Origin of the sequence: Neorhizobium sp. BETTINA12A, assembly GCF_023006485.1 — a bacterium.
Taxonomy (GTDB): Bacteria; Pseudomonadota; Alphaproteobacteria; order Rhizobiales; family Rhizobiaceae; genus Neorhizobium.
The window spans coordinates 1-17,800 of the sequence record NZ_JALBGW010000014.1 but is presented as its reverse complement, the minus strand read 5'-3'; the positions used below and the strand labels follow the sequence as shown (position 1 = coordinate 17,800).

The following is a 17,800-nucleotide window of genomic DNA, read 5'->3' as shown; positions in this document are numbered from 1 at the left end:
TTCGGATAGACCGAGGGGAAACTGAGGAGGCTACCATGACCACCCTGCCCGCCCGTATAATTCATATCGGCATCGAGAGACCTTGGCAGCACGTCTACGCCTTCGCGAGCCAGCCTGAAAACATGCCGCTCTGGGCATCCGGCCTTGCCGCCGGGCTTACCCGTGACGGTGACCACTGGATCGGCGACGGCGGACCGGTCGGCCTGGTGCGCGTGCGGTTCTCGCCCGACAATCCATTCGGCATCCTCGACCACACGGTGACGATGGAAAACGGTCTCGTGGTCGAGAACCCGTTGCGCGTCGTGGCGAACGGTGATGGAGCGGAAATCATGTTCACGCTGTTGCAGCGCCCGGACCTCGACGACTCGGCTTTCGAGGCCGATGCCGCCCATGTGCGGAAGGATCTCAGGGCGCTGAAAAACCTGCTGGAAGAAAGGAAATAGGAGGGCCCGATGGGAACCAAGGGAGCGGATCGCAAGATCGACTATATCGAGTTCAACGTGAAGGACGTCGAAGCCGCCAAGGCTTTTTACGGCTCGGCCTTCGGCTGGACTTTCACGGACTATGGACCGGACTACTGCGAGTTTCAGGACGGAAGGCTGACGGGCGGTTTTGCGAAGTCGACGGACGTAACAGCCAAAGGCGGCCCACTCGTCATTCTTTTCGCGGACGACCTGGAAAATGCCCTTGAGCGGGTCGGTAAAGCCGGTGGCCGGATCGTCAAGCCGATCTTCTCGTTCCCCGGGGGGCGGCGTTTCCATTTCGCCGATCCGGAGGGCTACGAGCTGGCTATCTGGTCAGACAGATAGAGGTCAGGCCGCGGGACGCCGGCGGCGGTCGGCTGTTTCCTGCATGACCAGGAGCGCGCCGATCAGTTGTGAAGAGCCAGAAACACAGGGAGACATGCGGCAACGGACGACGACCGTCTGGCCGTCGGTCTGATCGGCGTAAGTCAATGATATGCTCTCGCCCGCAAAGCAGCGATCCAGGTTCGGCTTGAAATCGTTCTTGAAACGGTGAAGGCCGACGAATTCAGCAAAATGCCGGCCGATCAGCGCGTCGCGATCGAGATCAAGACGGCGTGCGTTGGTCTCGTTGGAGTAGAAGATCCGATATCCGGGCGCGATCACCACGATACGGTCGGAAATCCGATTGAGCAGAGCGTCGTCGAGAAAACCGTCTGCCGTCGCATCGGCGATCACACCATGATCGAGCGATTCCGGCTCCGGACGGCGATTGGCCGACAGACCGGTCTCCTGAACGACGTAGCGTTCCACCAGCATCTGCAGCAGATGACCGTTGCGACGAACGCAGCCGCGATCGTCGGCCTCTTCGTTCAGGAGGTCGAGTGCGAAGCGGAATTGCGCCTGGATGCTGGCCGGATCCTTGCTCTGGCTCGAAAAGACCGCGAGCAGAAGCGGATCGAGTTCACGATCGAGCGAAGTGGTTGCGTTATCGTCATTGCGCTCGACGGCCTGCCGTAGATCGGCATATTTTGACCAAAACAGATCGATCAACGCTTCCAAAATGCCCTCCCCCTCGTGCCGGAGATTATCGCCGATCGTTCCTCAAGATCGGCGCCTCCAATATCCAATGCGATTCAGATTAATTTATTCCTCAAAAGCAGACCCGATTTATAGCCGGTGACTTAAAGTAAAATTGCAGTAATGCGGTCAGAAAAATCTCAAAATCTGCTTAGAGATAGCGCTTGATATGCCACCGGTCGTGGTACCAGAGCCACTGTTCGGGATATTCGCGAACCCAGCTTTCCACCTTGTCGTTGAGGAGCTGCCCGGTCGCCTGGAGATCGAGTTTGCCGTTGGCGTCCCGCGGCAGTTCTACCTTCGGTTCGATCTCGAGCCGGAAACGATTGCCCGGCAGTCGGATGCAGCGAGCCGGATAGACTTCGGCATCGAACTGCCGAACCAGCTTTGCGAGCAATGGGCTCGTCTGGACGGGCTGCCCGAAAAAGCTGGTCTTGAGGCCCTTGCGGAATTTCTGATCCACCAGAACGCCGACACCGCCGCCCGTTTCGAGCTTACGCGCCAGAGCAAACGAAGAGCCCGCATGCGATGGCACCAGCTGGCCCATGCGGGCGCTACGGAAGGCGAACACCTTGTCGGCGATATAGGGATTGTTCGGCGGCCGGAACAGCACCGTCACTTCGAGGCCGAAGGCATTGCCGGCGACCGGCAGCAGTTCGAAATTGCCTGTATGGGCCGTGAAGACGATGAACGGACGCGGATTGTCACGAAGATCGGCGAAGATCGGAATGCCGGAGACTTCCACCCTGCCCGGCTTCTCCTGTTCCGGATCGAAATCGAACAGCCGGTCGAGGAACACGTATTCGGCGGCGAGCCGGCCCATATGGCCCCAGCTCGCTATGGCGATCTGCTCAAGTTCCTCGTCGGTCTTTTCCGGATAGGCGTTGCGCAGATTGACAAGCATCAGCTTGTGGCGGCCGAGCTTTGGCCCGATGCGCCGCGCCATCCGGTCGGCGAACCGGATGCCCGGATCCGCCGGAAAAATCTTCAGGAAATTCAAGAGCCCGAACGCGCTCTGCGCCACCAGCCATTGCTGGAAGTGGAGTAGCGCCAGAGCGATCCGGGTAAGGAACATCTTCAAAGGAGACGCCTCAGTCCATCCGGAGCACGATTTTGCCGAACACCTGGCGAGTTTCCATCCGCTCCAGCGCCTTGTCGATCTCGGCGAAGGTGACTTCCGTGTCGATCACCGGATGAACAATGCCCTGAGCCATCTTCTGCATGGCATTCGCCATGTTCTCCATGCGGCAGCCGAATGAGCCGAACAGCTTCAGCTGCTGCTGGAACAGCATCATCAGGTTCATGTCGGTCGAGATGCCGGACGTGGAGCCACAGGTGACGAGGCGGCCGCCACGCTTCATGCACAGCATCGAGCCGGCCCAGGTATCCTTGCCGACATGTTCGAAGACGACGTCGACGCCCTTCTTCTTGGTGAGCTTGCGCACGACGCCTTCAAACCGGTCGGTGCGGTAGTTGATGACGTGATCGGCGCCGAGCGCCTTGGCCCGTTCGATCTTGTCGTCCGAACCGACCGTGGTGATCACCGTGCAGCCGATCTTCTTGGCGAGCTGGATCGCCGCCGTGCCGATGCCGGAGCCGCCGGCATGGACCAGAATGGTTTCGCCCGGCTGCAGCTTGGCATTGTCGAACAACATGTGCTCGACGGTCCCGAAGGTGACCGGTGCCAGCGCTGCGGCAATCGCATCGACGCCCGGGGGTGCCGGCACGAGCAGGCGGGCCGGCAAATTGGCCTTTTCCTGCGCGAAACCGTCAAGGTGGAAGCCGTGCACGCCGGACACGTGTTCGCAGAGATTGTCGCGCTTCTCGCGGCAGGGCTTGCAGAGGCCGCAGGTGCGCGCGCCGTAGATCGACACGAGCTGGCCGGGCAGGACGTTCGAAACGCCCGGCCCGATCGCCTCGACGACGCCGGAGGCTTCCGCTCCGATCGTCAGCGGCATCTTGCGCTTGGCGAACGCCATGCCGCGCCAGCCCCAGACGTCGATATGGTTAAGCGCGACGGCCTTGACCCGCAGCGTTACCTCGCCTGGGCCTGGGGCCTCGGGCTCGGGAATGTCCACGGCTTCGAGCTTCCGGTCATCGATCAGTTGCAGAGCGCGCATAATAGGTCTTCCTTCGCCCGGAGGCGTCCCAATTCGTCAAACGTGATTGGCGACGGTCTCTAAGCCGGTTCCAGCGCCATGACAAGGCTGGCGTTCTGTCCGCCGAAGCCGAATGAGTTGGAAAGGACCGCTGTCGGCTGTCCATCCCGCTTTTTGTTCGGCACGACATCGAGCACGATCGTCGGATCGGGGTTGGTATAGTTGATGGTCGGCGGCAGGGTTCCGGTCAGCATCGTCTGGATCGAGAAGACGGCTTCGACGGCGCCGGCCGCAGTCAACGTATGGCCGATCATCGACTTGTTGGAGGAAACCGGGATTTCCTTCAACCGGTCGCCGAAGACGGCGAGCATAGCGCCATATTCCATCTTGTCGTTTTCCGGCGTCGAGGTGCCGTGCGCATTGATATAGCCGATGCTGCCCTCATCCATGCCGGCGTCTGCCAGCGCCGCGCGGATCGTCGCAATTGCCGGGCCGCCGTCAGGCGAAGAACGGGTGCGGTGGAAATGGTCGGCCTTTTCGCCGCAGCCCTTCATGATGCCGAGCACCTTGGCGCCGCGGGCGATGGCCGATTCGAGCGATTCGAGCACCAGCGTCGCCGCGCCTTCGGCGATGACGAACCCGTCGCGGTCCTTGCTGAACGGCTTTGACGCCTTTTCCGGCGGATCATTCTGAGTGGAGAGTGCGGAGAGGAGCGAGAAGCGGATCAGTGCTTCGGCGCTGACCGAACCGTCGGTCGCAACCACCAGCGAGCGATCGGTGCGGCCCTGACGGATCGCTTCGACGCCGAGCTGGATGGCGGTGACACCGGAGGCACAGGCCGTCGAGAGGGTCACGGGCAGGCCGCGCGTGCCGAACTTGTCGGCGAGGCGTTCGGAGATCGACCCGAATTGCACGGCTTCGAGGAAGACCGGATCGGGACGTTCGCGCATGGCGGCGAGGAAACGGTCATAGGCGTCGCCTTCGGCCTTCGACGGCGGAGCGCGGTCGGCAAGCGCGAAACGATCGCTCCATTCCGGCTCGACCGGCGGTGCGGCAAGAAAGAGCGGTCCGTCGAAATCGCCGGAAAGACCCGACTGCGCAAGCGCTTCGACCGTCGTCTCGCGGGCAAAAGCGAAGGAACGTTCGACAGAGTTTTCGGCCGGAACGGCAATGAAATCCACCGTGCCTGCGATCCGGGTGGAAAGGCCCTCGGTCGGGAAGCGGGTCACCTTGTGGATGCCGGAGGTGCCGGAGGTCAGCGCCGCCCAGTTGTCGGCAAGGCCCTGGCCGAGCGAGGTAATGACGCCCATGCCGGTGATCGCGATGATCGGACGGCCGAGATGATCCTTGAAGCGGTTGTCGCTCATCAAAATCTCCTTTACGCGGCCGAGAGGACTGCAAGGCCCTCGCCGCGCGTATAACCGACCGTCGTCACCACGGCATGTTTCGCGGGCCCAGCCATCGGCTTCTCGTTTTCGGCATCGAATGTGGGTACTGTGGCTGCGCCGTCCAAGGTCAGTGCCGCAAGCGCCAGACCCAGTGGGAACTGCGCCTCCATGCCGTGGCCGGTGACGCCGCCAAACCCGCGGATCGCCGCTCCGGGGAATTCGATCTCCAGCAACGCCTTTTCCCGCGACGCAAGATCGACGACGCCGCTCGCGCCCGAAAACACGACCGTATCGGCCTTGGAAATGCCTGAGGCAGGGGCGGCGAGACGGGTGATGCGCTTTTCGAGGCGGCCCTCGTCACGATTGCCGCGATCGCCCTCGATCGCGTCGATGACGGCGTAGATATGGGCGCCGCGCGTTTCTGCGTGGGCGCGCGATTCGAGCACCAGGAAGGCCCCGACCGTGCCCATGATCATGCCGCCGCCATTGTCGGCCGAGCGTGACCAGAGAGGATGCCAGCCACCCGTCGCATGCGCACGAATACCCTCGACAAGAAGGATGATGTCGGCGCGTTCGGCGACGAAGGCGCCGCCGACCAGACTGTGGGTCGATTGGCCGGCCTTGATGCGGTGGAAGGCGGTCTCGACGGCGGAAATGCCGGCCGCCTCTTCGCCCATGAAGGTGCGCGACGAACCGGTGACCTTGTGGACGATCGAGATATTGCCGGCGACCAGGTTGGAAAGCTGCGCCAGAAACAGCGTCGGGCGAAGCTCGGTCGTCAGCTTCTCGTTCAAAAGCATTTCGCGGTCGTTGCGCTTCAGCGCTTCGTCGACGATCAGCGAATCGACCTTGATGTCGCGCTCGCCGCCGCCGGCGGCCACGATCATGTCCATGGAAGCGCAGGCTTCCGCATCCGTCTTCAGGCCAGCGTCGTCGAGCGCAAGGCCTGCGGAAAACACGCCGAGCCGCTGCCAGTTCTCCATCTGGCGCTGGTCGCCACGCTTGGCGATCTGCGCCGACCAGTCGATCTCGGGCATCGGATGCACCGGATACGGCGCGAAACGATCGGTCTCGACTTTCGGGGCACCCGCTTGCAGCGACGACAGGAGCTCGATATGCGGCTCCTTGCCCACGCCCTGGCTGGTGACGATCCCGATACCAGTGATCACGACATCATTGTCAGACTTCATAATGTCCTCTTTGACCCACCGGGTTGAACGGGCAGGCTTTTATGCGCTTGCGGCAATCGCATCCATCAGGCCGACCTCTTCCGCGCGCTTGCGGATGACCGGCGCCAGCGGGATTTCGCTGAACGGCATGGTGCGCAGTTTGAGCTGTGCGTCGCAGACCTTCTTGCCGTTACACGTGATCTTTGCCTTGGTCACCGCGTAACCGGACCCCTCATGCTCCAGAAACGCCTCGATGTCGAGAACCGCGTCGGGCTCCACAAAGGCGCGCATCTTGGCGCCGTCGACCGACATCAGGAACGGCATGGCGGCGAAATCGGTGGCGGCAAGCACTAGGAAACCGGAGGCCTGCGCCATGGTCTCGATCAGGAGCACGCCAGGTACCAGCGGCATTCCGGGAAAATGGCCTTCGAAGACAGGGCTTTTGGAAGGCACGACAGACCGCGCCTTCAACACTTTGGCCCCAAGATCGACCGCTTCGACGCGGTCGATCATCTGGAAATATTCGAGCAGCATGAGTTTGCCGGCCCGGGATGATCGGTGACGATCAGCCCTTGGCCGCCTTCAGCTCGTCGATCTTGGCACACAGGTTCTTCAGGACGAAGTACTCTTCGGTCGAAACCTTGCCCTCGTTGACTTCCTGGGTCCACTGTTCCAGCGGAATCTTGATCCCGAATTCCTTGTCGATGGCGAACACGATATCCAGGAAGTCCAGGCTATCGATGCCCAGGTCATCGATCGTGTGGCTTTCCGGCGTGATCGTCTCGCGATCGATTTCGCTGGTCTCAGCGATGATGTCGGCAACTTTATCGAATGTAGCTGTCACGCCCATGTCCTTTGTCGAATATCCAAATCAAGGTTCCACATAGGGAAATCGATCACAAATGCCAATGGCCTCGTGTTCCCGCGTGAAAATTTGCACCGGAACTGTTGCCTAAACAGCAATCGCCTAGGCACCGGAAGCTCGGCTCTCGACCAGCGCGGTGCGGATCACCTCCAGAACCTCGCCCGATCGGACGTCGGTGCACACCCACTGGCTCGGCTGACCGTCCCAGGCGGTGCCGACGAACTTGCGGCCGCTGTCGGGGGCCTGGATCGTTTCGCCGTCGGCAATGCCGCCGCAGACGACCCGCACCGCGCCGCTGCGGAGAATGAAGAGGTCCGGCCGCACCAGATAGACGCAAGCCGTGCTGTCATGTACCGCCATGCCGGAAATGCCGACCCGGCTCTTGTAGAACTCGATGTAATATTGCGACAGGTCGGAGAGCAGCTGCACCGATTTTTCGCCCGACTTGGCCATGTCGGCAAGATACTCCCCCGTCATGATCGTCTTCAGCGTCACATCGAGCCCGACGATGGTGACCTTCCAGGGCGTGGTGAAGATGATGTCGGCGGCTTCCGGATCGCCATGGATATTGGCTTCCGCTGCCGGCGTGACATTGCCGTTCACATCGAAGGCGCCGCCCATGACGATGACTTCCTTGACGAGGCCGGCAAAATCCGGATCGGCCTGCAGCGCCAGCGCCAGGTTTGTCATGCGGCCGACGGCGATCAGCGTCACTTCGCCCGGATTGTCGCGGACGGTATCGATGATGAACTGGTAGGCGGGACGCGGGTCGAGCGGCCAGTCTATCGTGTCCGGCAGGCCGATATTGCCGAGACCGTCAAGGCCGTGCACGACGGAAGCGGCGCGATCGTCGCTTCGCAACGGATCGATCGTCCTGTCGGCGCCTCTGGCGATCGGCGCGGAAATTCCCCATTCCTGATGCAGGAACTGCGCATTGCGAGTGGTCAGATCAAGTGACACATTGCCGAAAACGGTCGTGACGCCAATCAGGTCGACTTCAGGATGCCGGTGCAGAAAGAGCAGCGCCATCGCGTCGTCAACGCCGGGGTCCGTATCGAAAATGACCTTGTGCATGTGCTTTCCTCGTTCGGCTCTTCGAAAGCCGCGCACAATAACGCCAAACCAATGATGCGCAATCCCGGAAGCAACATGGCTGGAGTTCCGCTGGAGATGGTTGCGGTCAACGCGGTTCGATGCGAGAAGCACGCCGCACCCGTCCGGATGCGCCTCCCCTGACAGAGTCTCCTCCCCTTGACCGACCTTGCATTCCAATTCCTCTTCCTGCTGTTTCTTGCCGCGATTTTTGCTGGTTTCGTCGATTCGATCGCCGGCGGTGGTGGGCTCATCACCATTCCGGTCATGCTGATCGCCGGCATCCCGCCGCTCGAATCGCTTGCTACGAACAAACTGCAGTCGCAGTTCGGATCGGCATCCGCGACGATTGCCTATGCGCGGCGAGGTCACGTGAACTTAAAGAGTCAGTTGCCGATGGCGGCGATGTCGCTGATCGGCGGGGCCGTCGGCGCCGCGCTCGCGTCGTTGGTGCCGGCGGGTTGGCTTGCCGCGGCAATCCCGTTCCTGCTGATCGCCATCGCGCTGTTCTTCGCCATCAAGCCCAGTCTCAACGATATCGACAGTCACCGCCGGGTGACGCCTTTGGTGTTCGGGGTGACGATCGTCCCGTTGGTCGGCCTGTATGACGGCATCTTCGGGCCTGGTGCCGGCTCTTTCTACATGCTGGGTTTCGTACTGCTCGCCGGCTTTGGCATGCTGAAGGCGACCGCCCACACCAAGCTCATCAATCTCGGCTCGAATTTCGGCTCGTTCCTGGTCTTTGCGGCAACCGGGTCCGTACTTTGGAAGATTGGCCTGATCATGGGCGTCGGCCAGTTCCTCGGCGCCCAGGTCGGCTCACGGCTGGCGATGAAGAACGGCGCCAAGCTGATCAAGCCGCTGCTCGTCATCTCCTGCCTGGCGCTCGCCCTGAAGCTGCTCGCCGATCCGGCCCATCCCGTCCGCGTCTGGCTCGGCTTCTAGCCCTTCATCCTCAGCGGCAGACCGGCGGCGACGAAGAAGACCTCGTCGGCAGATGCCGCGATCCGCTGATGCAGCCTTCCGGCATGGTCTCTGAACTCCCGCGCCATTCTGTTGTCCGGCACGATGCCGAGGCCGACCTCGTTGGAGACGACGATCAGTTTCGCTGAGAGGCTTTCGAACTGCCGCACGAATGCGGCGGCGGCAGTGTCGATATCGCGCTCGTCCATCATCAGGTTGGTGAGCCAGAGCGTCAGGCAATCGACGAGGATGACCCTCCCCGGCGCATCGATGTCGGTCAGTCGCTCCACCAGATCGAGCGGCACTTCGTGCGTGGTCCAGCCGTCTCCGCGATCGACGCGATGCCGGGCGATGCGCTCGCGCATCTCGTTGTCATAGGCACGACCAGTGGCAACGTAATGCCGTTCCAGGCCGCTCTCTTGGGCAAGCCTTTCCGAAAACCCGGATTTGCCTGAGCGGGCGCCGCCGAGGACAAGGGTGACGTGACCGTTGCGTGTCATGGAGAAAATGGCCTGAACCAGAGGGGACCGGACGATTCGTAGACAGGAGGCGTCCGGCCCTGTTGGTGATGATGTCTCTGGATTAGCATTGCGGTCAAATGGTGCCGTCAGAAAGCACGGGTGTCAACCGATACCCGCTTGCCGTATTCAAGCCTCACCGACGAAAGGCCTCGGCTGACCGGGCTCGGCCAGCCGATTTTGACCGCAAATCCACGCAGGTGCCAAAAGGCCCACGAGCCAACATGACAATCGTGAATTCTACAACAATCGGAAGATGAAGCGTCCGCGGGCCAATAAAGCAGGCCCGCCATCGGACAGCGAGGGCAACCGGTACGCACTACCTGATCCGGCGCCAGGCGCGAGCTAACCGCCCGCATTAAAAGCAATAACGCGACATTCTTACCGGATGGTTAGTGAACTCCGGAAGTCACGCGATTTTCTCATTTTCCTTGCGGTTCCCTAAAAATGGGCCGTGGATAAATGATCCCAGGTCGCGCGTGTTGATTTCTGATCCCGAAACCCTACCGTGATTTGAGTTGACATATAAATGCGCAGTATCTGTGAAAAGCTGCCGCAAATGCGGATGTGGTAGATCCTTCGCAGGGCTGCTTGAAACTGCCTCCATCGGTTGATCACCATCTTGCGCTCTGCTGAAGTCAACACTGAAAGGAAACGGCCGGGAGGTCTCAAAATGAAAAAAATCCTCGCTTCCACGGTCTTCGCCGCTGGTCTTTATGCTTTCGCAGGGTCAGCCTCGGCGGACTGCGGTTCAGTCTCGATCGCCGAAATGAACTGGGCCTCAGCCGGCATCGCCGCCAATCTCGACAAGATCATCCTGGAACAGGGTTTCGGCTGCACCGTCGAACTCGTCGCGGGTGACACGCTTCCGACTTTCACATCCATGAACGAAAGGAGCCAGCCGGACCTCGCACCGGAATTCTGGATCAACTCCGTCCGCACGTCCCTCGACAAGGCCGTTGCCGAAGGCCGCCTGGTGATCGGCGCCGAAATCCTGTCGGATGGAGCCGTCGAGGGCTGGTGGATCCCGAAATTCCTTGCCGACTCGCATCCGGACATCAAGACGGTCGCGCAGGCGCTCGCCCATCCGGATCTCTTTCCGGCTCCGCAGAAGTCGGCCAGAGGCGTCGTCTACAACTGCCCGTCCGGATGGAGTTGTCAGATTTCGACCGCGAATCTTTTCAGGGCTCTCGGCGGCAAAGAGAAGAATTTCGACCTGATCGACACCGGCACGGCGGCAGGCCTCGACCAATCGATCGCCGCCGCCTTCGAGAAGAAGACCGGCTGGCTCGGTTATTACTGGGCGCCAACCGCCTTCCTCGGCAAATACGAGATGGTGAAGCTCTCCTTCGGCGTGCCGCACGACAAGGCCGATTGGGACGCCTGCACCGCCGTCCCCAACTGCCTGAACCCCAAGGTGAACTCTTATCCGACCTCGCAGGCCTTCACCCTGGTGACCAAGCAGTTTGCTCAAAAGGCCGAGGTTGCGATGGACTATATCAAGAGGCGCAAGTGGAGCAATGCGACGGTCAACGGCGTGCTCGCCTGGCAGGAGGCCAACAAGAGCACCAACGAGGCTGCCGCCAAACATTTCCTCGAAACCAGTCCGGACATCTGGACCAAATGGCTGGCCCCCGACATCGCCGATAAGATCAAGGCGTCGCTCTGAGCCGGCCATTCGGGCGGGCGCTGCTGGAGCCGCCGGCGTCGCGAAGAGGCGCGCGTGGCCGCGGCTTGAAATCATATAAAGACTTCTTTATATGATTGATCGCTATTGCAAGGAGCGCCCATGCCGACCGCCAATGCACTGACCGAACTTCTGGCCGAGAAGGGCGTGCTGCTGGCTGACGGCGCGACCGGCACCAATCTCTTCGCCATGGGCCTGGAAGCCGGTGAAGCGCCGGAACTGTGGAACGAGGCCGCGCCTGAGAAGATCGAGAAGCTGCATCAGGATTTCGTCGACGCAGGCGCCGATATCATCCTCACCAATTCCTTCGGTGGCACGCGCCAGCGGCTGAAGCTGCACAAGGCGGAAGGCCGGGTGCACGAACTCAACAGGCTTGCCGCCGAGATCGCCCGCAAGGTGGCAGACAAAGCGGGCCGCAAGGTGATCGTCGCCGGTTCGGTCGGTCCGACCGGCGAACTGTTCGTACCGCTCGGCGCCATGACCTATGAGGATGCAGTCGCCGCCTTCGCGGAACAGATCGAGGGCCTGAAGACCGGCGGCGCCGATATCGCCTGGATCGAGACCATGTCCGCGCCGGAGGAAATCCGCGCAGCGGCCGAAGCGGCCGTCCAGGTCGGCTTGCCCTATACCTACACCGGCTCTTTCGACACGGCCGGCAGGACGATGATGGGCCTCGACCCCAAGCAGATCCACAGCGTAGCAAAGGATGTCGGCGAAGGCCCGGTCGCGGCTGGCGCCAATTGCGGCGTCGGCGCCTCCGATATCCTGTCCAGCCTGCTCGACATGACAGCGGCCGATCCTGACGCTGTCACCATCGTCAAAGGCAATTGCGGCATTCCGGAATTTCGTGGCTCGGAAATCTTCTATTCCGGCACGCCGCCGCTGATGGCCGAATATGCGCGGCTTGCCCGCGATGCCGGCGCAAGGATCATCGGCGGATGCTGCGGCACGTCCTGCGAACACTTGGCCGCGATGCGCTCGGCGCTCGACGATCACACCCCCCGGCCGCGGCCGACGATCGAGGAAATCGTCGACAAGATCGGTCCGCTGCGCAATAAGACCGCCAGCGAATCGGGCGGAGAATCCGGCCGGGAAAGACGTCGCCGCCGCGGCTGACGCGTGAGGGCTGAAAGATAGAGACATGGCAAACATATCGCCGATCGGCAGCCGGGAAACGGTAGCGGAAAGCCTTGCGAGTTTCTCAACCGAGAACCAATCCTGGCTGGCCCTGCTGATGGACAATCCGACATCCGACGATCTGCTGCTCGACGGCCTGCATCTCTATCTCGACCAGGCTTCGGAAGCGAAGTTCCTGAACTCCCTGAAACTGCAGAAGTGCGGCGAGTGGATCGGCGGCACCGCCCCTGCCCGGCTGCAGATTCGGCTGATGGAAGCGGCGAAATCGAGCCAGCATCCGGCCTATGCCGCCTTTCGCGACGGGTTGACCCGCTCCGGCGGACTGGAGCGGGCCTATCCCAAGGTTTGATTGAGACGGCCTAGCGGCGGTCGAGGGTCTCGGCGAGCCGCACCAGATCGAGGAACCCGCCGCGATATCCGAACGCATCCTCGCCGCGGGCATTACGCGCCATGTCGAGGATCAAGCGGTAGGGATAAGCGTCGAGCGCATCGGTGCCGCGCAGTTTTTGCCCGAAGGCTGCCACCGCTGTCGAGAACCGGACATCTTGAGGTGCTGACGCGAAGTCGCGCACCGCATTCATCTCGGTGACCGGCGTGGTGATCAGCTTGCTGCTATCGCCATCCGGCTGCTTGTAGCGGATTTTGACGAAGGCCATTTCGTCGGAGACAGCAACCGGCGCGGATGGTGCGGCCGGGCCGTAGCGCAGCGGATCGTTGAGTGCCGAGGCACTGCCCTTCGGCGTCACCTCGTAAATTGCCGTCACCGCATGACCGGAGCCGATATCGCCGGCATCCACCCGGTCATTGTTGAAATCCTCACGCTTCAGCGCCCGAGTCTCATAGCCGACCAAACGATATTCCGAGATCTGCTGCGGATTGAACTCCACCTGGATTTTTACATCCTTGGCGATCGGGAAAAGCGTCGAACCAGCCTCTTCGACCAGCGCCTTCTGCGCCTCGGCCAGCGTGTCGATATAAGCGGCGGTGCCGTTGCCGTTCTGGGCGAGCGTCTGCATCAGGCTGTCGTTAAGATTGCCTTCGCCGAAACCCAGAACCGACAGGAAGATACCGTCCTTGCGGCGCTGCTCGATGAGGCGCTTGAGGTCTTCGTCGCTGGAAGCGCCGACATTGAAATCGCCGTCAGTCGCGAGCATCACCCGGTTGACGCCGCCCTGGATAAAAGCCCGGCGCGCCAGCCGATAGGCCGCATCGATGCCTTCAGCCCCGGCCGTCGAACCGCCCGGCCGTAGATTGTCGATCGCGGCGAGGATCTTGTCCCGTTCGCGAGCGGAGGTCGGCTCCAGCACCGTTCCGGCATTGCCGGCATAAGTGACGATCGACACCTTGTCCTCCGGCTTCAATTTGCTCACCAGCAGGCGGAAGGCACTTTTGAGCAAAGGCAGCTTGTCGGGCGCGTTCATCGAGCCGGAGACGTCGATCAGGAAAACGAGATTGGCGGCAGGCTGCGAGGCCGGCGCGGTTTCGAACCCCTTGATCGCCACATGCATCAGCCGCGTTCCCGTATTCCACGGAGTGGGCGTGACGGTGACGGTGGTGCGAAAGGGCTCGTCCGCCGTCTGCGGTCGCGGCCAGTCATAGGGGAAATAGTTGATCATCTCCTCGACCCGCACGCTGTCGGGATTGGGCAATCGTCCTTCCATCAGCGAGCGACGCACGAAGGCGTAAGATGCCGTGTCGACATCGACCGAGAAGGTCGAAACCGGATCGGTCGCGACGTTTTTCACCGGATTGGTATCCGCATTGGCGAAGCGATCGCGGCTTTCTTCAAGCGGCGGCAGGATTTCGCGCTCAGTTGGCGCATAACGGGGAGCAGCGGCCATCGGTGCTGCGCGCTCGGCCATCACCGGGGGCGCCGGCATGGGAGCAACCGATGGGCTGGGCGCAGCGCTCCGCTTGGCCGCACCGCCATTTGCCTCCTGCTTGTTCAGCTGGCGGGCAATATCCGCGGAGCTAAAATCCCTCTGCTTCGAGGATTGAACCGACGGTGCGGCATAGACCTTACGATCGGCTTCCTGCTGCGGTTCGGCCGGCTTCGCGACCGATGGTACCGGCACTCTCTCCGCCACGGGCTTCGGTGCGTCCATGACGTGCGGCAGCGCGACCTGCCCTGAGCTCGGCAGGTTGCCGCGCGTCAGTTCGAATGTCAGCAGGGCAGCCGTCGGAATGATCAGCATCGTCGCAAGTGCGGAGCCTGCGAGATAACGGTGTTGGGTAACCATGCGGATGCTCCAGATCCTATTGAGAACAGAGCTTTGACGCTGCCGCCAGGAACTTCCTTTGCTGCGCGCCGCATTTTTTTCCGTCTCGTCGAAGGCCTGCATGGCGGCGGCAAGCGCGCGGGCGCGAGCCGCATCGGAAGCGCGAGGCGCCGGGGCCAAATTGCCGAGCTGGTCGAATTCGTCCGTCATGGTCAAACCGCCTCCTTCTTCAGAAGGTCCTTCAATCGTTTACGCGCCTCGTGCAGATGCCAGGAGACCGTGTTTTCGCTGCAGTCGAGAATGCCCGCCGCAGCCGCATGGGACAGACCCTCGCTATGGACCAGCAGGACCGCATCCCGCTGTTTTTCCGGCAGGCGGCGCACCGCCGCCCATAGCCAGTCGCCGCGATCGTCCTCCTCCGGCTGCAGATGCGAAAAGAAGATCGGGTCGTTTGCAAGCCGGTCCTGGTCCCGTCGCCGGCGGGAGGACTGGCGCTGATGGTCGCGCACCGCGTTCAGCGTCAGCGTGTAGAGCCAGGTGCGGAACGCCGACTGTCCTTTGAAGCTGCGGATCGCCTTGCCCAGCCGGATGCAGACGTCCTGGGCGATGTCTTCCGCATCGCTTTCCGTGCCGCACCAGCGCCAGGCGACGGCATGAATGAAATCGTAATGCGCTTCGACGAGCGCTGAGAACGCATTGCGGTCGCCTTGGCATGCCTTATCGAGGATTTCCGCGCTCACTTGCCCGCCCGCTTTTCCGTCGCTTAAGAGCTTAGACGTTTCGTTCAGGAAATTCCTTGGGGTATCCCAAGAAAAAATTTTTAAGCTCACTGCACCAGCGCTTCCATATGGAACCGGAGCTGCCCCGGCGGGTAGCGATATTGCAGGCCAACCGGACAGGAGTTGCGGGCCGCACAGCCGGAAATCATGCAGACCGCCTTGCCCGCGTCACTTGCAAGATAGGCGTGACATCGAGGAATATCGAAGCCCGACAAGCCGACCGCGTTGACGGGACAGGCTGACAGGCAGGGCTTTTCTGCGCAGCTCTCGCAAGGATGCTCGGCCTCATCAGGCGAAATCTCTATCGCATACGGAAAACCCAGAGCGCCTCGATAACCGTGCCAGAGCCCGAACTGCGGATGGATAAGGATGCCGAGCGGCGAAGACTTCAGACCTTCAGCCCTCATCGCCCATTGCTGGAACGGCTGCCAGGGCGGATCGGAGGGGAAATAGGCAGCGGCTCCGAGCCGTTCGGCGAACGGCCGGATCAGAAACTTCGACCAGGTGTCGAGGGGATCGGGACCGTCATGGCCTTTTCGCCATTCCGTGAACGACGGCCAGATCGAACCGCCGACATTGCCGAGCAATACGACGGACCTGGCAAGCGTGCCGTCGCCCAGTAACGGCCCCTCGCCCGGTCCAAAATTCACCACGCCGCGGATCAGGATGCCGTGGGGTTCGAGCCCCGCGGCAATCTCGTCGAGAACCGGTGAAGGCGACCTCACCGAGGCCCCTGGTATCGGTAATGCGGTCGCCAGACCCCTTCCTGGATAAAATCGGCGACCAGCCGGGCACCGCCTTGCTCCCTGGCGGCATCGGGCTCTCTTCAGGTGAAGGCGTCGGGCATCGAATCCTTGCGATCCTTGATGAACGCCAGCAGCGCCTCGTCGATCGCGGGATCGAGCGGCGGTGCTTCGTAGCTGTCGAGCCAGGAGCGGCAGAGCGCGTTGGCGCGCTGCTCGATCCGCTTTTCGCCCTCGATTTCCCACTGTTCGAAGGAATTGTTGTCCATCAGCGCCGAACGATAGAAGGCCGTCTGGAAATGTGCCTGGGTATGGGCGCAGCCGAGATAATGGCTGCCGGGGCCGACTTCGCGGATCGCGTCCAGCGCCTGGCCTTCTTCGGACAGATCGACGCCCTGCGCCATCTTCTGCATCATGCCGAGCTGGTCCTGGTCGATCATAAATTTCTCATAGGACGACACGAGGCCACCCTCCAGCCAACCGGCGGCATGCAGCACGAAGTTGGTGCCGGCGAGCAGCGTCGTGTTCAGCGTATTGGCCGATTCGTGCGCCGCCTGGGCATCGGGCACCTTCGAGCCACAGAGCGAACCGCCGGTGCGGAACGGCAGGCCGAGGCGGCGGGCGAGCTGCGCCGCACCATAAGAGACCAGCGACGGTTCCGGGGTCCCGAATGTCGGCGCGCCGGACTGCATCGAGATCGACGCCGCGAACGTGCCGAACAGCACCGGCGAGCCCTTGCGGATCAGCTGCGTCAGCGCAGCACCGGCCAGTACTTCGGCAAGGATCTGCGTCAGCGTGCCGGTCACCGTCACCGGGCTCATGGCACCCGAGAGAATGAACGGCGAGACGACCGATGCCTGGTTATGCCGCGCATAAACCTTCAGCGCACCAAGCATGGTCCCGTCGAACACCATTGGAGAATTGGCGTTGATAAGGTTCAGGGTGACGCAATTGTTCTCGACGAACTCGTCGCCGAATACCAGTTTCGCCATGGCAACCGTGTCTTCGGCGCGTTCCGGCGCGGTGACCGATCCCATGAACGGCTTGTCGGAATATTTGATATGGCTGTAGACCATATCGAGATGCCGCTTGTTGACCGGCACATCGACCGGCTCGCAGACCGTGCCGCCCGACGAATGCATCGATGGCGCCATATAGGCGAGCTTCACGAAATTGCGGAAATCCTCGATCGTCGCGTAACGGCGCTTGCCGTCGAGGTCGCGCACGAAGGGAGGTCCGTAGACCGGCGCGAACACGGTCGCCTTGCCGCCAATCTGGACATTGCGCTCCGGATTGCGAGCATGCCAGGTGAATTCGCTCGGTGCTGTCTTCAGCAGTTCGCGGCAGAGGCCCTTGGGGAAATGCACCCGGTGGCCCCGAACGTCGGCACCCGCCTTTGCCCAGAGTTCGAGCGCCTCCTCATCCTCGCGAAATTCGATGCCGATCTCTTCGAGGATGAGATCCGCATTGCGCTCGATGAGGGTAAGGCCCTCCTCGTCCAGCACCTCGTAGACGCCGATTTTGCGGGTGATATAGGGCAAGGAAAGACCGGGACCGTTGCCTGCGCGGGCCGCGCGGCGGCCTGCCGCTCCCCGCT

19 protein-coding genes are annotated in these 17,800 nt (G+C 61.8%); 6 read left to right on the top strand and 13 right to left on the bottom strand.

Annotation, left to right across the window (positions count from 1 at the left end; all coding sequences use genetic code 11):
• The first annotated feature begins 35 nt into the window (after nt 1–35).
• Together MOV61_RS06420 and MOV61_RS06415 are read left to right on the top strand one after the other, a co-directional pair.
• Nucleotides 36–443: an SRPBCC family protein gene (locus tag MOV61_RS06420; protein ID WP_038543259.1), complete on the top strand. Its 408-nt coding sequence runs from the start codon at nt 36–38 to the stop codon at nt 441–443.
• A gap of 9 nt (nt 444–452) precedes the next feature.
• Nucleotides 453–809 carry a VOC family protein gene (locus tag MOV61_RS06415; protein WP_038543260.1) on the top strand — a complete coding sequence of 119 codons (357 nt, stop codon included), beginning with the start codon at nt 453–455 and terminating at the stop codon, nt 807–809.
• 3 nt (nt 810–812) lie between these two features.
• On the opposite strand, the gene MOV61_RS06410 is transcribed toward MOV61_RS06415, so the two are convergent.
• The 8 genes from MOV61_RS06410 to MOV61_RS06375 all read right to left on the bottom strand — a co-directional run bounded on the left by MOV61_RS06410 (nt 813) and on the right by MOV61_RS06375 (nt 8,139).
• Entirely contained in the window at nt 813–1,526 is a 714-nt protein-coding gene (locus MOV61_RS06410; protein WP_038543262.1) for a PAS domain-containing protein, read from the bottom strand.
• Between the two features lie 169 nt (nt 1,527–1,695).
• Nucleotides 1,696–2,625: a lipid A biosynthesis lauroyl acyltransferase gene (locus tag MOV61_RS06405; RefSeq protein WP_038543264.1), complete on the bottom strand. Its 930-nt coding sequence runs from the start codon at nt 2,623–2,625 to the stop codon at nt 1,696–1,698.
• 10 nt (nt 2,626–2,635) lie between these two features.
• Nucleotides 2,636–3,664, bottom strand: a complete 1,029-nt coding sequence (locus MOV61_RS06400; protein ID WP_038543266.1) for a zinc-binding dehydrogenase — start codon at nt 3,662–3,664, stop codon at nt 2,636–2,638.
• 59 nt (nt 3,665–3,723) lie between these two features.
• Nucleotides 3,724–5,010: a beta-ketoacyl-ACP synthase gene (locus MOV61_RS06395; protein ID WP_247135989.1), complete on the bottom strand. Its 1,287-nt coding sequence runs from the start codon at nt 5,008–5,010 to the stop codon at nt 3,724–3,726.
• Nucleotides 5,011–5,021: 11 nt separating this feature from the next.
• Nucleotides 5,022–6,221 carry a beta-ketoacyl-ACP synthase gene (locus MOV61_RS06390; protein WP_247135988.1) on the bottom strand — a complete coding sequence of 400 codons (1,200 nt, stop codon included), beginning with the start codon at nt 6,219–6,221 and terminating at the stop codon, nt 5,022–5,024.
• 39 nt (nt 6,222–6,260) lie between these two features.
• The gene (locus MOV61_RS06385) at nt 6,261–6,734 is read right to left on the bottom strand and encodes a 3-hydroxyacyl-ACP dehydratase FabZ family protein (protein ID WP_037082199.1); all 474 of its coding nucleotides are present in this window, start codon (nt 6,732–6,734) and stop codon (nt 6,261–6,263) included.
• Between the two features lie 31 nt (nt 6,735–6,765).
• Nucleotides 6,766–7,050 carry an acyl carrier protein gene (locus MOV61_RS06380; protein ID WP_092662234.1) on the bottom strand — a complete coding sequence of 95 codons (285 nt, stop codon included), beginning with the start codon at nt 7,048–7,050 and terminating at the stop codon, nt 6,766–6,768.
• Between the two features lie 117 nt (nt 7,051–7,167).
• Nucleotides 7,168–8,139, bottom strand: a complete 972-nt coding sequence (locus MOV61_RS06375) for a nucleoside hydrolase (protein WP_247135987.1) — start codon at nt 8,137–8,139, stop codon at nt 7,168–7,170.
• Between the two features lie 177 nt (nt 8,140–8,316).
• Here MOV61_RS06375 and MOV61_RS06370 point away from each other — a divergent pair, with 177 nt between their 5' ends.
• Nucleotides 8,317–9,102, top strand: a complete 786-nt coding sequence (locus tag MOV61_RS06370; protein ID WP_247135986.1) for a TSUP family transporter — start codon at nt 8,317–8,319, stop codon at nt 9,100–9,102.
• Here MOV61_RS06370 and cobU read toward each other — a convergent pair.
• Nucleotides 9,099–9,620, bottom strand: a complete 522-nt coding sequence (gene cobU / locus MOV61_RS06365) for a bifunctional adenosylcobinamide kinase/adenosylcobinamide-phosphate guanylyltransferase (protein WP_247135985.1) — start codon at nt 9,618–9,620, stop codon at nt 9,099–9,101. The genes MOV61_RS06370 and cobU overlap by 4 nt on opposite strands.
• 691 nt (nt 9,621–10,311) lie before the next feature.
• Between cobU and MOV61_RS06360 the strand changes: the two genes are divergently transcribed.
• From MOV61_RS06360 to MOV61_RS06350, 3 genes are all read left to right on the top strand, one after another.
• Nucleotides 10,312–11,307, top strand: coding sequence for an ABC transporter substrate-binding protein (locus tag MOV61_RS06360; protein WP_247135984.1), 996 nt, complete (start codon nt 10,312–10,314; stop codon nt 11,305–11,307).
• Between the two features lie 120 nt (nt 11,308–11,427).
• Nucleotides 11,428–12,441, top strand: a complete 1,014-nt coding sequence (gene bmt / locus MOV61_RS06355; RefSeq protein WP_247135983.1) for a betaine--homocysteine S-methyltransferase — start codon at nt 11,428–11,430, stop codon at nt 12,439–12,441.
• A 25-nt stretch (nt 12,442–12,466) separates the two neighbouring features.
• A complete protein-coding gene (locus tag MOV61_RS06350) occupies nt 12,467–12,811 on the top strand; it encodes a hypothetical protein (protein WP_038543281.1) in 345 nt (114 codons plus the stop codon).
• A gap of 10 nt (nt 12,812–12,821) precedes the next feature.
• Here MOV61_RS06350 and MOV61_RS06345 read toward each other — a convergent pair whose 3' ends face one another.
• The 4 genes from MOV61_RS06345 to MOV61_RS06330 form a co-directional block, all read right to left on the bottom strand.
• Nucleotides 12,822–14,897, bottom strand: a complete 2,076-nt coding sequence (locus MOV61_RS06345; RefSeq protein WP_408962358.1) for a von Willebrand factor type A domain-containing protein — start codon at nt 14,895–14,897, stop codon at nt 12,822–12,824.
• Entirely contained in the window at nt 14,894–15,421 is a 528-nt protein-coding gene (locus MOV61_RS06340; protein WP_247038688.1) for an RNA polymerase sigma factor, read from the bottom strand. Before MOV61_RS06340 ends, MOV61_RS06345 begins: the two co-directional genes overlap by 4 nt.
• Before the next feature lie 86 nt (nt 15,422–15,507).
• Nucleotides 15,508–16,185 (bottom strand): ferredoxin, encoded by a 678-nt coding sequence (locus MOV61_RS06335; RefSeq protein ID WP_247135981.1) that lies wholly within the window; start codon nt 16,183–16,185, stop codon nt 15,508–15,510.
• 101 nt (nt 16,186–16,286) lie between these two features.
• Nucleotides 16,287–17,800 (bottom strand): trimethylamine methyltransferase family protein (locus MOV61_RS06330; RefSeq protein WP_247135980.1); only part of this gene is annotated, 1,514 nt, incomplete at its 5' end.

What these genes read in the sequence shown, in the direction of transcription:
- MOV61_RS06395 (WP_247135989.1), bottom strand. Translation starts at nt 5,010, where the DNA reads ATGAGCGACAACCGCTTCAAGGATCATCTCGGCCGTCCGATCATCGCG.
- MOV61_RS06390 (WP_247135988.1), bottom strand. Translation starts at nt 6,221, where the DNA reads ATGAAGTCTGACAATGATGTCGTGATCACTGGTATCGGGATCGTCACC.
- MOV61_RS06380 (WP_092662234.1), bottom strand. Translation starts at nt 7,050, where the DNA reads ATGGGCGTGACAGCTACATTCGATAAAGTTGCCGACATCATCGCTGAG.
- MOV61_RS06420 (WP_038543259.1), top strand. Translation starts at nt 36, where the DNA reads ATGACCACCCTGCCCGCCCGTATAATTCATATCGGCATCGAGAGACCT.
- MOV61_RS06375 (WP_247135987.1), bottom strand. Translation starts at nt 8,139, where the DNA reads ATGCACAAGGTCATTTTCGATACGGACCCCGGCGTTGACGACGCGATG.
- cobU (WP_247135985.1), bottom strand. Translation starts at nt 9,620, where the DNA reads ATGACACGCAACGGTCACGTCACCCTTGTCCTCGGCGGCGCCCGCTCA.
- MOV61_RS06385 (WP_037082199.1), bottom strand. Translation starts at nt 6,734, where the DNA reads ATGCTGCTCGAATATTTCCAGATGATCGACCGCGTCGAAGCGGTCGAT.
- MOV61_RS06415 (WP_038543260.1), top strand. Translation starts at nt 453, where the DNA reads ATGGGAACCAAGGGAGCGGATCGCAAGATCGACTATATCGAGTTCAAC.
- MOV61_RS06400 (WP_038543266.1), bottom strand. Translation starts at nt 3,664, where the DNA reads ATGCGCGCTCTGCAACTGATCGATGACCGGAAGCTCGAAGCCGTGGAC.
- bmt (WP_247135983.1), top strand. Translation starts at nt 11,428, where the DNA reads ATGCCGACCGCCAATGCACTGACCGAACTTCTGGCCGAGAAGGGCGTG.
- MOV61_RS06360 (WP_247135984.1), top strand. Translation starts at nt 10,312, where the DNA reads ATGAAAAAAATCCTCGCTTCCACGGTCTTCGCCGCTGGTCTTTATGCT.
- MOV61_RS06350 (WP_038543281.1), top strand. Translation starts at nt 12,467, where the DNA reads ATGGCAAACATATCGCCGATCGGCAGCCGGGAAACGGTAGCGGAAAGC.